14 protein-coding genes are annotated in these 14528 nt (G+C 52.1%); all 14 read right to left on the bottom strand.

Annotation, left to right across the window (positions count from 1 at the left end):
• Positions 1-17: 17 nt before the first annotated feature.
• Positions 18-1733 carry a phospho-sugar mutase gene (locus ACX93W_RS23730; protein ID WP_459394865.1) on the bottom strand — a complete coding sequence of 572 codons (1716 nt, stop codon included), beginning with the start codon at positions 1731-1733 and terminating at the stop codon, positions 18-20.
• 49 nt (positions 1734-1782) lie between these two features.
• Positions 1783-2211: a 3-hydroxyacyl-ACP dehydratase FabZ gene (fabZ, locus tag ACX93W_RS23725; RefSeq protein ID WP_459394864.1), complete on the bottom strand. Its 429-nt coding sequence runs from the start codon at positions 2209-2211 to the stop codon at positions 1783-1785.
• 134 nt (positions 2212-2345) lie between these two features.
• Positions 2346-2912 (bottom strand): CDP-alcohol phosphatidyltransferase family protein, encoded by a 567-nt coding sequence (locus ACX93W_RS23720; RefSeq protein ID WP_459394863.1) that lies wholly within the window; start codon positions 2910-2912, stop codon positions 2346-2348.
• Positions 2913-3302: 390 nt separating this feature from the next.
• A complete protein-coding gene (locus ACX93W_RS23715) occupies positions 3303-3797 on the bottom strand; it encodes a DNA-directed RNA polymerase subunit beta (RefSeq protein ID WP_459394862.1) in 495 nt (164 codons plus the stop codon).
• Between the two features lie 21 nt (positions 3798-3818).
• Positions 3819-4658 (bottom strand): flagellar hook-basal body protein, encoded by an 840-nt coding sequence (locus tag ACX93W_RS23710; RefSeq protein WP_459394861.1) that lies wholly within the window; start codon positions 4656-4658, stop codon positions 3819-3821.
• Positions 4659-4718: 60 nt separating this feature from the next.
• Positions 4719-5585, bottom strand: coding sequence for a flagellar hook-basal body protein (locus ACX93W_RS23705; RefSeq protein ID WP_459394860.1), 867 nt, complete (start codon positions 5583-5585; stop codon positions 4719-4721).
• Between the two features lie 152 nt (positions 5586-5737).
• Positions 5738-6727, bottom strand: a complete 990-nt coding sequence (gene mreB / locus ACX93W_RS23700) for a rod shape-determining protein MreB (protein ID WP_459394859.1) — start codon at positions 6725-6727, stop codon at positions 5738-5740.
• A gap of 241 nt (positions 6728-6968) precedes the next feature.
• Positions 6969-7256 (bottom strand): sporulation transcriptional regulator SpoIIID, encoded by a 288-nt coding sequence (gene spoIIID, locus ACX93W_RS23695; protein ID WP_459394858.1) that lies wholly within the window; start codon positions 7254-7256, stop codon positions 6969-6971.
• A 174-nt stretch (positions 7257-7430) separates the two neighbouring features.
• Entirely contained in the window at positions 7431-8195 is a 765-nt protein-coding gene (locus ACX93W_RS23690; RefSeq protein ID WP_459394857.1) for a peptidoglycan DD-metalloendopeptidase family protein, read from the bottom strand.
• 65 nt (positions 8196-8260) lie between these two features.
• Positions 8261-9535: a stage II sporulation protein D gene (gene spoIID, locus ACX93W_RS23685; protein WP_459394856.1), complete on the bottom strand. Its 1275-nt coding sequence runs from the start codon at positions 9533-9535 to the stop codon at positions 8261-8263.
• 247 nt (positions 9536-9782) lie between these two features.
• Positions 9783-10766, bottom strand: a complete 984-nt coding sequence (locus ACX93W_RS23680) for a LacI family DNA-binding transcriptional regulator (protein WP_459394855.1) — start codon at positions 10764-10766, stop codon at positions 9783-9785.
• Between the two features lie 148 nt (positions 10767-10914).
• Complete coding sequence (gene rbsB / locus ACX93W_RS23675; RefSeq protein WP_459394854.1) at positions 10915-11868, bottom strand: ribose ABC transporter substrate-binding protein RbsB; 954 nt, start codon at positions 11866-11868, stop codon at positions 10915-10917.
• A 211-nt stretch (positions 11869-12079) separates the two neighbouring features.
• Entirely contained in the window at positions 12080-13027 is a 948-nt protein-coding gene (locus tag ACX93W_RS23670; protein ID WP_459394853.1) for an ABC transporter permease subunit, read from the bottom strand.
• Positions 13014-14519, bottom strand: a complete 1506-nt coding sequence (locus tag ACX93W_RS23665) for a sugar ABC transporter ATP-binding protein (protein WP_459394852.1) — start codon at positions 14517-14519, stop codon at positions 13014-13016. Before ACX93W_RS23665 ends, ACX93W_RS23670 begins: the two co-directional genes overlap by 14 nt.
• Positions 14520-14528 lie beyond the last annotated feature (9 nt).

The raw sequence follows: 14528 nt of genomic DNA, 5'->3' as shown, positions 1-14528 counted from the left end.
TGACGCTGGTCCATTGCCTAGTCCTCACGATCTACGCGGGACATGACAGAAGACTTCAGTTCCTGCAGCGCTGCTTCGGCGGACGCAGGGCTTTCTTGCTTCACGGCAAAATAAACCTTGATCTTCGGCTCCGTGCCCGAAGGACGCAAGCAGAACCATGAGCCGTCCTCCAATTTATACTTCAGCACATTTTCCGGACGAAGGCCTTGCAGTCCGACGCTGTAGTCCAATACCTCGGCAACCTTAACCCCGTCAATTTCGACAGGCGGATTGTTTCGCCAGTCATTCATAATGCCCTGAATCTTCTGAGCGCCGTCCAGGCCCTTCATCGTGCGTGACTCCTGTCCTTCCAGGTAAGATCCGTATTTGCCGTATAGCTCCAGAAGCACGTCATACAACGTTTTGCCTTGGCTGCTGTAATAAGCGGCTGCTTCGCAGATCAGCAAAGCGGCTACAATGGCGTCTTTGTCGCGGGCATAAGTGCCGGTCAAATACCCATAGCTTTCCTCATAGCCAAACAGGAAGCTTTTTTCTCCCGTTTTTTCGTAAGAGGTCATTTTTTCGCCGATATATTTAAAGCCGGTCAACGTATTTTCCACATCGACGCCAAAAGAGCTGGCAATATCGGCTCCCATTTCGCTGGTTACGATTGTTTTAATGACCACTCCGTTTTCCGGCAGCTGGCCCCGCTCTTCAAGCATGCTCAGCACATAATACACCATTAACGCGCCGGATTGATTGCCTGTCAGCACAACGTATTCGCCTTCGCTGTTGCGGACAACCGCGCCCATTCGGTCAGCGTCGGGATCGGTTCCGACAATAATGTCGGCATTTACTTTTTTGGCCAGCTCGATAGCCAGCGTAAACGCTTCGCGCTCCTCCGGGTTCGGCGACTTGACCGTGCTAAAATATCCATCCGGTTGCTCTTGCTCCGCCACAATATGGACATTGCGGAAGCCTGCTCCCTCAAGCGCCTGGCGAACTGGCAGATTGCCCGTGCCGTGAAGAGCCGTAAACACAACGCTGAACTTTTCCCCGAGCTCTCCTTTGAGCAATTCCGAATTCAGGCTTTGAGCTACCACTGTATTGACATAATCGCGATCGGCTTCTTCGCCAAGCCAAACCAGCAGGCCCTTTTGCTCAGCCTCTTCCCGCGAAAGACGCTTTACCTCTCCAAAACCTTCAATTGCCCCGATTGCAGCGATTACTTGCTCTGCGTCCTCGGGAATCAATTGGCAGCCGTCGCTGCCATATGCCTTATAGCCGTTATATTCCGGCGGATTATGGCTGGCAGTAATGACAATACCGCTAGATGCGCCAAGCGCTCGAACGGCAAAAGAAAGCTGTGGAGTCGGACGAAGCGACTTGAACAGGTAGGTCCTGATTCCGTTTCCGGCAAGTACCAGCGCCGAATCCAGAGCAAACTCCGGCGAATAGTTGCGGGAGTCATGCGCAATCACCGCAGACGGCGATGCTTCGCCTTTGGATAACAGCCAGTTCGCCAGACCTTGTGTCGCTTTGCCTACCGTATACGCATTCAGGCGGTTTGTGCCTGCGCCCATTACCCCGCGCAAGCCCCCTGTGCCAAATTCAAGGTCGCGATAGAAACGGTCGGCGATCTCTTTGTCTTGGCCTGCAATTCCGCGAAGCTCCTCTTTGGTTGCTTCGTCGATAAGGGCGTCGTTCAGCCATGCCTCGTAGGCGGCGATATGATCATTGGATGGTTTGCTCATTGAAAATGTTCCTCTCCTGAATTAATGGGTTGTTAAACGCATACCGGATTTAACGGTTGGACAAAGCAAACATCATTTCGCCTTCGGCAACAATTTTGTCGCCTACTTTTGCAGTGGCCTGGCCTTTGCCGATGGAGCCCTTCAGTCTTGTAATCTCCACTTCAAGCGTAAGCGTGTCGCCAGGTGTAACTTGTCCTCTAAACCGGAAGCCGTCGATGCCTGCAAAGAAACCAAGCTTTCCTTTATTAGCCTCCACCATCAGCATCGCAACTGTGCCGACCTGCGCCAGCGCCTCAACAATGAGAACGCCGGGCATAACGGGGTAACCGGGAAAGTGACCCACAAAATAAGGTTCGTTCATCGTAACGTTTTTGACGCCAACAGCCCGTACGCCTGGTTCTACCTCCAAAATACGGTCAATCAGCAGAAACGGGGGGCGGTGGGGAATAATCTCCTGGATTTGGTTAATATCAAGCATGTTTAAAGCTCCTCTCTTATGTTCACTCGAATAAAACATGTCCATTTCAGTCACACTATACTTATCCCTCGTAAAACTGCAGTTTGCGAAGGTTAAGATAAGGGGGCTTGGCCAAGGACCTGAAGTGTCCGAGGTCAAGCCTCTTTCTGATCCCGTGGTCCTTGAGGCCCTTGGGGACCTTCAGGCCCGGGAGACAGCTTGGGATTCATTTTCCGGTAAGCCCCTGCGTAAACAATTGACGTAAGGAAAGAAAAAGCAATCACTGTCCACAAAAAACCTTCCGCAAAGGAAGCTTGGAAAAAAATAAACATAATGGCGCAATAAAGCAGCACCGTTGTCAGTTTGCCCATCCAGTTGGCCGGTACATTTTTTTTGCCTCTAAAATGGAGGATCAGTCCGCCTGCAATCATACCCAGATCGCGCAGAAACAATGCCCCCGCTGCCCACCACGAAATATGGCCGGCATAAAGAAGCGTTACAATAACCGCGATAATCATCGACTTGTCAGCGAGCGGATCCAGCATCTGGCCCGCAGGGGTAATCAGCCCGTATCTTCTGGCGATATGTCCGTCCAGCACGTCCGTAACTCCCGCCGCTATTACAACAAGAAAAGCAGGAATCATATGTCCGCTGGCGAAAATGATTATGTAGACGGGAATGAGCAGAAACCGCAACGCCGTTAATAAATTTGGCAGATTCAATTGCACACGCTCCTATACATTCCTAAGGAATGCCCCACCATGGTTCCCAACTACCAATACGAGTTCAAAAAGTCCGGTTTTCAGCACCGAGAAGATGGAATGAAGCTAGAAATTGAGGAGCGGAGCTTAGTGGAAACTAAGTGAGCACCGGAAATTTCGGCTGAGTTTCATATTCGATGCTGATCATGCCGTTAGGCATACTTCGTGATCAAAAGCGGGTCTTTTTGAACAACTTCTATTATAAACTACCTCCCGTCAAATGAAAACAAAGGGGACCCTCCAAGCAACAGCCAAAAGGCCCGATAACGCAAAAAGCCCTCTGCAAAGCCCCAAAATCAGGCCATACAGAGAGCCAACCGCTTCTCTTCACCTTCCCGGCGCCATCCGGCATCAGGACTCTGCAAAAATCAGATCGTAAAGATGCTGCCAGGTAGACCATTCAAAAACATCGTCCTTGGACGATTTGCCCAGGTATACGTATCCGATATACAAGCCTGCAAGCAGCATAACAACCATTATGACAGGGACTATGCTTTTGCGAAACAGCCAAAAGGCCACCCGCGCCCAAATCGGAAAGCGTTTCTCTTCTTCGTCCTCTTCGGGCCATGTTTCCTTGGTCCGGTTCTTAACCTTGTTGTCCCCGGTTTCGCCGCCGTTCCCTTTTTCCGGCACCTTGCCGCCGCTTAATCCGCTTCCGCCGTCGCCGGAAGAAACGCTGTTAAGCCGCTGCGCTCGCGAGAGCCCGCCGGGAATGGCGCCAGGATAGACGCCGGTTGGACTGCCGGACGTTCTGCTCCCGCCAGCCGCATTTCCTGTCATTCTGCCGTTGCCGGCTGATTGACGAGGCAACTCATTCCCGCTGGAATTCATTACATCGTCGGTCATACGCATCACCTTCATTCTAGCCTACGCGCGCATCGAGTTCGCAATGCCCATCATCGTATCGCTGGACGATAAAGCTCTTGCTGCAAGCTGATAGGCGCGTTGAACATTGATAAGCTCCGTTACTTCGTCAGACAGCTGGACGTTGGATTGCTCCAGGAAGCCTTGACGCAGAGCGATTCGATTATCCGGATCAGGTGTGACTTCTTGCACAATATCATCAGGGTTGATGCCATCGGCAATAATAAACAGATTATCGGACACCGCGGTCAAGGCGGCAGGCCGGGAAACCTGAAGAAGCTTGATGCTTCCAAGCTCGATGGTATTGTCGGAAGAGACGCCAAGCACCGTTCCGTCGGCATTAACGCGAAGCGAATAACCTCTTGGAACAATGATGTTGCCTTCCACCAGATTGCCGTTAGCGTCAGGCACATTTGCAACGACCGGATAACCATTTTCCGTTGCCAAGATCGTATCACCGTTTGCAGCCATCGTCAACTGGAAGGCCCCGTTGCGGGTATAAGCGCTTGTATTGGCGCCATCGATCGTAACCTCGAACAACGCATTTCCTTCAATAGCAACGTCCGTCAAATTTTCCGTTGCCTGCAGAGGTCCCTGGGACAAATTAGGCTGAATGACGGACAGCTTTGCGCCCCAGCCCTGGTTGAAATCCATAGCCGTTCTCCTGCCTGGCTGATTAAAGGAATCCGGCTGGTTTTTCAGGTTGGTCAGCAGATCCTCAAATGTAACTTCCTTCTTTTTGTAACCTACTGTATTTACGTTGGCAATATTGTCAGCCATGACATCCAGCTTCTGCTGGAGCGCATTCATCGACACCATGGCGTTGATCATAGAAGCGTTCATGACAATGAATCCTCCCCTCGGTCACTTTACGAAATTGGCTATAGTCCGCGATCCTTGCTATTAGTAGACCCGGCCGATTTCGTTAGCCGCTTTTTGCAAGCTCTGATCATAGAACTGGATGACCTTCTGGTTGGCCTCGTATGCTCTTAGGGCCGCCATCAGATCTACGGCAGCTTGCGCGGCGTCTACGTTGGAACGTTCCACGTAGCCCTGACGAACCTCGACGCGGTCTCCCGCTCCGATAAGGGCAGCTTGTCCATTGTCAGTCGCGAATCTGAAATTGCCGTTGCCTTCCCGTACAAGCTGATTCGGATTTTCAATCCGCGTAATCATTAATTGGTTTCCAATGTCATTGCCGTTCCCGTCCAGGAAAGTCTGGTTTTCGGTCAGCACCAGATCATCTAGCGACACGCCAGCAGGAAGCTGAATAGGATTGCCGCCAACGTCAAGCACGTTGGAGCCGTCGCTTGCCAGAAGAAAACCTTCCCGGTCCAGCATGAACGCCCCGCCCCTTGAATAGCGAATTTCCCCGTTCTGGTCACGTACCGTAAAAAACGCTTGCGGCTGAAATACAGCGGTGCCGTCATCCGTAATCGCTTTGCCGGAAGCGTCGAACGCCAGTCCGTTCAGCTCCAGATTGGAGACGAGGGCAAAGTCAGAGGAGCGGTTCGTCTGCATCAAATCGCCTTGCACATGAATGGACAAGCTTTCTTCAGCAAAAACGCCGCTGGTCCAGGTACCGACCGACGTGCGTTCGGCGTTCTGCACTCCCGTCATGGCAAGCAGCATCTCCGGAAACGAGCGCGTAACCGCGTTGATCTGCTTGTACCCCGGCGTATTCAGGTTGGCTATATTATTCGTAACGGTATCGTGACGGCGCTGCTGGGCAATCATGCCAGACGCGGCCGTATACAAACCTCTCAGCATTGTAATCCTCCTGTCCTGGTTGGCGAAAGTCAGGCCTCTCCTTTATATCGGCCTTAATCCGGCTAGTCTGAATAGCCCCGCATGAGACTATAGGCTTATTTCCGCCTCGGCGCGCCCCCCTAAGGCGCCCTACCCGCGAATGCCCGCCTCTGCTATTTTTTAAGCTTGTCCAGATTGTCCAGCAGAATGCCTGTCCCTTTCACCACGCAATGCATAGGATTATCAGCTACCAGCACCGGAACCTTCAGCTCTTCCGCCAGCAAGGTGTCCAGTCCTCCCAGCAACGCTCCGCCGCCGGTCAAAATAACGCCGCGGTCGATAATGTCCGCCGACAGCTCAGGCGGCGTCTGCTCCAGCACGAATTTGGCCGCCGCAACCACAGACATAACCGGGTCCCACAGCGCTTCTCTCACTTCGCCGGACCGAATGGTTACGCTTTGAGGAAGCCCGGACACCATGTCGCGGCCGCGTATGTCAATTTCGCCGCGGGTTCCGTCATCGTAAACCGATCCGATCTTGATTTTGATATCCTCGCTGGTCCGCTCGCCGATCAAAAGCTTGTACTTGTTTTTGATGTACTTCATGATGGCGTCGTCAAACTTATCGCCGGCCACCTTAATGGAGGATGCCGTAACGATATCGCCCATGGACAAAACGGCAACGTCCGTTGTTCCGCCCCCGATATCGACGACCATGTTGCCGCTGGGCTGGAAAATATCCATTCCAGCCCCGATTGCGGCTGCCTTAGGCTCTTCCTCCAAATACACTTCCTTAGCGCCGCTGCGTTCGGCCGCCTCGCGAATCGCTTTCTGCTCCACCGACGTAATATTCGTGGGGGCGCAGATCAGTATGCGCGGACGGCTGAACCACTTGCGGCCATCGACACGGTCAATAAACGCTTTCAGCATAATTTCCGTAATCTCGAAATCCGCGATGACGCCATCCCGCAGGGGCCTGATGGCAATAATGTTGCCCGGCGTACGTCCCACCATCCGATGGGCATCCTCGCCGACCGCAAGCACCTTCTTGCTGTCGCTCTCGATCGCTACAACCGAAGGCTCGTCAAGCACAACGCCCTTCCCTTTGACATGAATGGATACATTCGCCGTCCCAAGATCAATCCCGATATCCTTGCTCAGCATAAGGCTAAAGTCCCCCAACCAATAATGTTAATCAACGTTCCTAATCGTTCCATTTGCATTATTCGCCAAAAAGGACAAAATTCCTCTATGCACGGCAAAAAATAATGAAGCGGCACGCAGCCTTCATCGTTCCGGGACGGCCAAGAGCACTGCCAAGGGTTGTTCCAAAAGCCCGAATTCCACTACGAAGCATGTCTAGCGGCATGGTAGACATCCAATATGCCATCAGCCAAAACTAACGTTAAGCCTTCCCGGCCGCAAGCACCTCTCGCTTTTTCCCGCTGCTTTTTTTATATTTGATCTTGGTCGCTTCTCCTCCCCTCAAATGCCGGATGGATTTGTGGTATTCGAGAATGTGCTTGACCTGATCGGCCAAATCAGGGTTGATTTCCGGCAGACGTTCGGTCAAATCCTTATGCACCGTGCTTTTGGACACGCCGAACTCTTTTGCGATTGTGCGCACCGTATGCTTCGTTTCCACGATGCAGCGGCCTATTTTAATGGTTCGCTCTTTGATGTAATCGTGCACGTTCCCGCCTCCCTGCTGTAGATAGTTTGGTACAGTATATGAGTGGAGTGGGCATATATTCTCTATGTCCAAGCGTGACAAGCCTTGAAAGTGAATAATTTTTGAAAATAGCAAAGCGGGCAAAGGATAAATCCCTTGCCCGCCGCGGTTTCTTCTATAGTTCCCTGGATGCAGTTACTCCGTAATATAGTCCTTCGGATTGACGGCTTCCCCGTTTAAACGAGTCTCGAAGTGAAGGTGAATGCCTGTATCGCGCTCCTGGTCGCTGCGGCCCGCTTGCGCAATGACCGTGCCCTGATTCACGTTGTCTCCTTCTTCCACTTCAACGCCTGCCAAGCTTTGGTACACGGTAACCAGCCCGTTGCCATGGCTGATTTCAACAATATTGCCTAACAGGGGGTGACTGTCGGCGCGGGTTACCTTGCCGGACATTGCCGCCAATACATCGAAGGCAACTCCATCCGGGTGAACAAAATCTACCCCGGTATGCGGAGCGAAGGTCGAACCGACTTGTACAACCGCAGCCTCCTTGTCGGATTGACTGCCCGTTTCATCGTAAAAACCGACATCAACCTGCAAGTCTTCCACCTTGCCTACCGGCCACTGCATAATCTCGTTGCTCGCCGCTTCCTCCACCACATTGCCATCGCCGCCGCCGACATTCTCCTGGGCTGTACCCTCTTGCTGTCCGCCTTCTTGCGTCACCTCAGTGGCATCTTCCGGAGCCGTTGTCGGCTTCGCGGGATCACTGCCCTGATAGATCCACATTAAGGTTACGATAATTGCTGCCGCAGCCATGAAGATTGCTGGAGAAACCCAACGCTTTGCGAATAGTTTCTTCAGTCCGCTGCTAGATTTGGCGGCAGATGCTCCTCCCAGACTATTTTTGGGAGTTTCTTCGGGTCTTTGCTTCCCTTTGTTTTGGTTTTGATCATTCATTAGCGATCACCTCACTAGCCATTGTTGCCATATCTACCGGCTTTATACGTGAGGCTTACCATTTTTTACGAGGATAGAGTCATTGGTAGCTTAGAAGCTTGTTCGACTGTTGCGCCCGTATAATAGTGATGCAGAATTTCGGCCGCCGTTTTCCCTTCCTTGGCCATGCCGTTTGCTCCCCATTGGCTCATGCCGACTCCATGTCCCATTCCGTAGGTCGTAAAGGAAACGTTGTTCCCGTCGATCTTCCAGGTGAACTGGGATGAGGCCAACCCCAGCTTCTCGCGCACTTCCCTGCCGGTAAACAAAACGCCGTTAACTTTAACTTCCTTGACCCGATTGCCTTCCGTTTCGGACATCAGCTTGATGACCGGTTTCCCTTTTGCCGCCTTGCCGGACACCCCCAGCTTTGCATAAAGCTCCTTCTGTCCAAACTCCGCCTGCTGCCGGTATCTTGGCGACAACTCCTTGTCCCAGGGACTGGCTACACTGCGCAGATAGGGCAGCGACAGCTCCCAATAGTCCTCCGAATTTTCCGTATATCCATTGCTAGTGGAAAAAAAGGCCGCTTCAATCGGACCTCCGTTATAGGTAATGACCAGCCCCCTTGTTTCCGCAACTGCCCGTTTCATTTTTATCAATTGCTCCGCATCGGCCCCGCCTGGCCATCGGCCCAGAAGCTCCCCTCGGGGAATATAGACCTGATGCTCAATTGTATCCGTCACATCTGCGCCTTTTTTCTTCAACGCCCCGTCAGCGGGGGCAGATAACCTTCTTACAATATAGGTTCTGGCCGCTATCGCCTGGGCTTTCAGCGCCTCCAGCTCGAAATCGGCCATCATTTCCCCCGCGAGCACTCCTAGCACATAAGTTTCCAGCGGAACCTTTTCTATCTTTTTTTCTGCGCTTAAATAAACCCTCACCTGCACGTTGTCCAGCGGCCCTGCCTCCCCAGATGCCAGCGGTTGGGCCCCCGCAGATTTTACTGGCATATGTAGCGAACCGCCTTTTTCGCCGCCGCCCCCCCGTTCATCGTCGGAAACGTTAAGCCCGGACGGACCTGCTTGTGCAGATGCTGCCCGCACCCTGGCATCGGTATCCCTTAAAGATTGCTCTCCTGTTTCGGAGATACCGCCGCTGCGGCCGGCCCCATCTCCGGCCACAGCCTCCGTGTTGTTCGTTTCCTCCACACCTGCCGCCCCAAGCTGCTGTTCTAGCCGCACTCCAGGCTCTCTATGAAATCCCGGCCGCGTCTTTGAGAGAACCCCTTCCACTCCAAACAGCAACCCGCCTAGCAGAATTCCGGTCATAAAAAGAAAAATCCACTGCTTTCCGCTCATCAGCGCTCCTTTCCTCCAGCGTTTTCATATGGGATAAAGACTCCGGCAAAAACGCCTCTCTGATTATTGTCCGGATATTGTATTCTATGATTGCCGTTAATAGTATAGAATTCACTCTGGCATGTTTGGAGAGGATTCGTGCTAGAGACACAGAAAGCACCGACTTGCAGACTAATGAAGAAAAAAGCAGCCGAAGGACAAAAGGGACTAGGCCCTTCATGTCCTTCGGCTGCTCGGAATAGGCAGGTTAGGTGGTTGACTTGGGAAGCAATTGAACTTCAAGCTCATAGTTTTTACGCTCGATCGGTTCATCCTGGATCTGGCGGATCAGATAATCCATGGCCGTTTTGCCCAAGGAATAGATTTGCTGGGAGACTGTCGATAGCTCCGGGAAAACCATGTCCATGCGGATACCGTCAAAACCGATAATTTTGATCTCATCCGGTACAGAAAGCCCTAACTCGTGAATGGCTTTTAACGCGCCCGCCGCCATCAAATCATTGCCCGCAAACACGCCGTCGACATCGGGATGTTTGCGGAAAATTTCATTCATGGCTTCGTATCCGCCTGCCACGCTGAACCGCCCGAAAGCAGTCAGACTTGGCGTATACCAAGGCATGCCAGCGCAAATATCTTCATAGGCCAACGCCCGCTCATAAGCAGAGTGAACATGGGAAGGTCCGCATATATGGGCAATTTTGCGGCAGCCGCCATCCAGCAAGTGGCGAATCGCCATTTTCCCGCCCTCTCGGTTGGCTGCGGTAACCGACAAGATTGGATAACCGTTGTATGGTTTATCAATGGCTACTATCGGAATAGATCGCTCCTGCAGCGCAACGATTTGCTGTGGCGAAATGGTATAGGATGAAATCATAATCCCGTCGATCTGCTTATTGATCAGAGCTTCAATATACATCTTTTCCTTTTCAGGATTATTATCCGTATTGCATAACACCAGCGTATACCCTCTGGCTGCCGCTTCATCTTCAGCCGCGCGCGCAAGCTCGGGAAAAAATGGATTAAGAATATCGGGCACCATTAAGGCCACCGCGGATGTTTTTTTCCCGGCGAGGCTTCTGGCGATGGTGTTGGGTTTATAGTTCAGCTTCTTGACGGCAGCCATAATGGCTACCTCCGCCTCCTTGCTCACATATCCGCTCTGATTGAGCAGACGCGATACGGTTGCGACTGAAACGCCGGCCAGCTTGCTGACATCTCTAATTGTCGTCATATCGGCCATTTTCCTTTCAACAATCTGCAATTTACCTGGGAGAAAATAATAACTCGCCGCCCCGACAAAAAACAAGTGTGTTCACGTTTTGGGAAAACGTTAGCACACTTGTTTGGAGCAGTCAAGAATACGATGAGACTAGCTCTGGTCAGTTCCCGGAATCCTTGCTGATAAGCTCTAGATCTACAGGAATGGAGGCGTCCACCTGCTCGCCCTTCGCTACTTTGATTGCGGTTTGTACAGCCAAAATACCCATTTCTTCAGGCTTTTGGGCCACAGTTGCGCTAAGCGCTCCCGAGGATACTTCCTTCAATGCATCGTCCGTAGCGTCAAATCCAACAACGATCACATCGGACAAACCTGCCGCCTCCAACGCCTTCAGCGCGCCCAGCGCCATTTCATCGTTATGCGCAAATACCGCTTTAATATCCTTGTTGCCTTGAACAATGTTCTCCATGACCGTCAGGCCTTTTGCACGGTCAAAATCGGCCGGCTGCTTGGCGGATACTCCAATACCGGATGATTTGGCGATTTCTTCATTAAAGCCGGCTCCGCGTTCGCGAGCGGCGGATGAACCCGGGATGCCTTCCAATTCCACGACATTGCCGTTTCCGCCCAGCTTCTCGGCGATATATTTTGCCGCAAGGGCGCCTCCCGCCTTGTTGTCTGAAGCGATATGGCTTACAACCGTTCCGCCGTCGGAGACGCGGTCAACCGTAATAACCGGGATACCCGCAGCATTGGCGGATTGCACTGCCGGCACAATGGCCGCAGAATCGGTTGGGTTGATAATAATCACATCGACCTTCTGCTGAATCAGATCTTCGATGGAGGAAGCTTGCTTGGCGGCATCATCCTGCGCGTCAACTACGGTCAGCTTGGCTTCTCCAGCCAGCGCCGCGCGTTCCGCACCCTCTTTAAGGGTGACAAAAAACGGATTGCTTTGCGTCGATACAGCCAGTCCAATTGTAATTCCTTCCGTTTTGGCAGGAGCGCTGCTCTCCTCCGGCTTTGGCGTGCTTCCCGGAGCGGTAGTGGAGCAGCCGGCGAGCATCAGAGCAGTAATGAGGCCTACACTTGCGAATTTCAACATTTTTTTCATAGGATGACCACCTTATTTGTTATTTTTTTGTTGCGCATTTATGATCAAGGTATGTCTTAGAACTCCGCAGGGAGCAGATGGTGCCGACCGAATTTTCGTTCCCTGCAAGGCGCTTTTTCGAAGGCTTACCGGGGGTAAGTCAAGGAAAAGTAACGCAGCAGGGGGCCAAAAGGCGGTTTCAGATGCCCTCAAGCGAGTTTTAAGACAAACCCTAACTGCTTGTTTTCTTACGGTCCAGCAAGACGGCAAGCAGAATAACCAACCCTTTGACCACTTGCTGATAGAAGGAAGAGACGCCTAGCAAATTAAGTCCGTTGTTCAATACGCCGATAATGAGCGCCCCGATCAACGTGCCTACGATCCAGCCACGGCCTCCCGAAAGGCTTGTGCCGCCCAATACGACGGCTGCGATAGCATCCAGCTCATAACCGACGCCGGCGTTGGCTTGAGCGGAGTTAAGGCGGGAGGTCAGAATAATGCCTGCCAGAGCAGACAGCACGCCGGTCAGCGTATACACGTACACTTTAAAACGTCCGGTTTTGATGCCAGATAACCGGGCAGCCTCCTCGTTGCCTCCAATAGCGTAGACATTTCGTCCAAAGGTTGTTTTGCGCAATACGAAAAACAAGCCACCGAACAAAATCAACATAAGGATGACAGGTACAGGCACGCCGAAGAAATAACCGCCGCCGATCATCGTAAACGCCTCGCTGTTAAAGCCTGTGATGGGCCGTCCGTCGGTATATACCAACGCCAAGCCCCGGAATATCGTCATTGTTGCCAGCGTAGCGATAAACGGCGCAATTCTTGCTTTTGTAATCAGAAGTCCATTGATGGCCCCCATTACTCCGCCTGCAACAACCCCGATCAAAACAGCCGTCATGGGATCAACGCCGGCTCCCATCATGCCTGCGGTAAGCGCCCCCGACAGAGCCAATATAGCGCCTACGGACAAATCAATGCCGCCCGTCAAAATAACAAAGGTCATGCCAAAAGCGATCAATGCATTGATGGATACCTGGCGAAAAATATTAAGGATATTCGTCAGCGTCAAAAAGTTGGGACTTGCGATAATGAGAAAAATAATGATGATGCATAGTCCGATCAGCGGACCAAGCTTTTGCAAGGCGACTGACAACGATTTTTTATTTATGGCCATGGCTGTTTCCTCCTGTCGCGGCATACATAATGGTTTCCTGATTCATTTGTTCCTTGGAAAGTTCGGCTGCGATGCGCCCTTCATGAACGACAATGACGCGGTCGCTGACGCCTAGCACCTCCGGCAAGTCCGAGGAAACCATGATGATGGCTACCCCTTGCTCGCTAAGCTCGTTCATCATGCTGTAAATTTCTTTTTTGGCGCCTACATCAACGCCTCGCGTAGGTTCGTCCAGAATGAAAATACGGGGCAGCTTGCCGAGCCACTTGCCGATTGCGATTTTTTGCTGATTGCCGCCGCTTAGCGACTTAACGGTTTGTTCCGCATCCCTCGCTTTAATAAGAAAGCGTTTTATCATTTGCTCGGATAAAGCCTGCTCCTTGCCGTTTGAAACAATGCCGAGCGGGGCGATCTGCCCGTAGTTGGTAATGGACAGGTTTTCGCGTACCGACATATCCAGCAGCAAACCCTGATGCTTGCGGTCCTCCGTTACAAACGCGATGCCCGCTTTGATTGCGCTTGCAGGACTTTTAATGTCGACCTTCTGGCCGTCGATGTAAACATCGCCTGTTTTTTTTCGGTCCGCCCCGAACAAAAGCCGCATGATTTCCGTACGTCCCGCGCCCATCAGTCCCGCAACGCCAACGATTTCGCCTGCATTGACCGAAAAGCGGATATCTTTCAACTGCCGCCCGTCGCCCAGCCCTTCCACTCGCAGTCTTTCTTTGCCGATGGCCGAGTTGCGGGTTGGATACCGTTCTCCGATCTCGCGTCCCACCATGAGTCGAACGATATGTTCAACTGTCGTTTCCGCCGTTTTTTCGGTTCCAAGAAACGCGCCGTCGCGAAGGACGGATATCCGGTCGCAAATGGTGAAGATTTCTTCCATACGGTGCGAAATATAGACGATGCCAACGCCTTCTTTGCGAAGCTGCTCCATGATACGGAACAATGCTTCGATTTCGCGGTCGGTCAAAGCAGCCGTAGGCTCATCCATAATGATGACTTCGGCCTTTTTGGATAATGCCTTGCCGATTTCGATCATCTGCTGCTGTCCGATAGACAACGTCTCCGCCGGCGCTGTTGGGTCCAGATCGACGTTAAGGCGACCAAGGTACTCGCGAGTCAGCCGATTCATCTCTTTTTCCCGAAGAATGCCCGTTCTTCCGTACGTAAGCTGTCGGCCCAGAAACATATTTTCGGCCACAGTCAGCTTGGGAATAATATTAAGCTCCTGATGAATGATCGCTACGCCGTATCGCTCGGCCTCCGTGGGATCGGCAAACTCTACTTCCCGGCCTTTGAGCTTGATTGTTCCGGCATCCGCCTTGTATACACCCGTCAAAATTTTCATCAGCGTCGATTTGCCGGCGCCATTTTCACCCATCAAGGCGTGTATTTCGCCAGGTTCAAGCCGGAACGCGGCATCCTTTAATACCTGGACGGTAGAGAACGACTTGAAGATGCCGCTCATTTCCACAACGTATTCCATCTTCGACTC

Source organism: Paenibacillus sp. CAU 1782 (assembly GCF_054551715.1).
This window is presented reverse-complemented; position numbering and strand designations above follow the sequence as displayed.

Bases quoted from the DNA above. Each gene is read 5' to 3' on its own strand.
- fabZ (WP_459394864.1), bottom strand. From the start codon at position 2,211: ATGCTTGATATTAACCAAATCCAGGAGATTATTCCCCACCGCCCCCCG.
- ACX93W_RS23730 (WP_459394865.1), bottom strand. From the start codon at position 1,733: ATGAGCAAACCATCCAATGATCATATCGCCGCCTACGAGGCATGGCTG.
- ACX93W_RS23705 (WP_459394860.1), bottom strand. From the start codon at position 5,585: ATGCTGAGAGGTTTGTATACGGCCGCGTCTGGCATGATTGCCCAGCAG.
- ACX93W_RS23690 (WP_459394857.1), bottom strand. From the start codon at position 8,195: ATGAATGATCAAAACCAAAACAAAGGGAAGCAAAGACCCGAAGAAACT.
- rbsB (WP_459394854.1), bottom strand. From the start codon at position 11,868: ATGAAAAAAATGTTGAAATTCGCAAGTGTAGGCCTCATTACTGCTCTG.
- ACX93W_RS23665 (WP_459394852.1), bottom strand. From the start codon at position 14,519: ATGGAATACGTTGTGGAAATGAGCGGCATCTTCAAGTCGTTCTCTACC.
- ACX93W_RS23680 (WP_459394855.1), bottom strand. From the start codon at position 10,766: ATGACGACAATTAGAGATGTCAGCAAGCTGGCCGGCGTTTCAGTCGCA.
- spoIID (WP_459394856.1), bottom strand. From the start codon at position 9,535: ATGAGCGGAAAGCAGTGGATTTTTCTTTTTATGACCGGAATTCTGCTA.
- ACX93W_RS23670 (WP_459394853.1), bottom strand. From the start codon at position 13,027: ATGGCCATAAATAAAAAATCGTTGTCAGTCGCCTTGCAAAAGCTTGGT.
- mreB (WP_459394859.1), bottom strand. From the start codon at position 6,727: ATGCTGAGCAAGGATATCGGGATTGATCTTGGGACGGCGAATGTATCC.
- ACX93W_RS23710 (WP_459394861.1), bottom strand. From the start codon at position 4,658: ATGAACGCTTCTATGATCAACGCCATGGTGTCGATGAATGCGCTCCAG.
- ACX93W_RS23715 (WP_459394862.1), bottom strand. From the start codon at position 3,797: ATGACCGACGATGTAATGAATTCCAGCGGGAATGAGTTGCCTCGTCAA.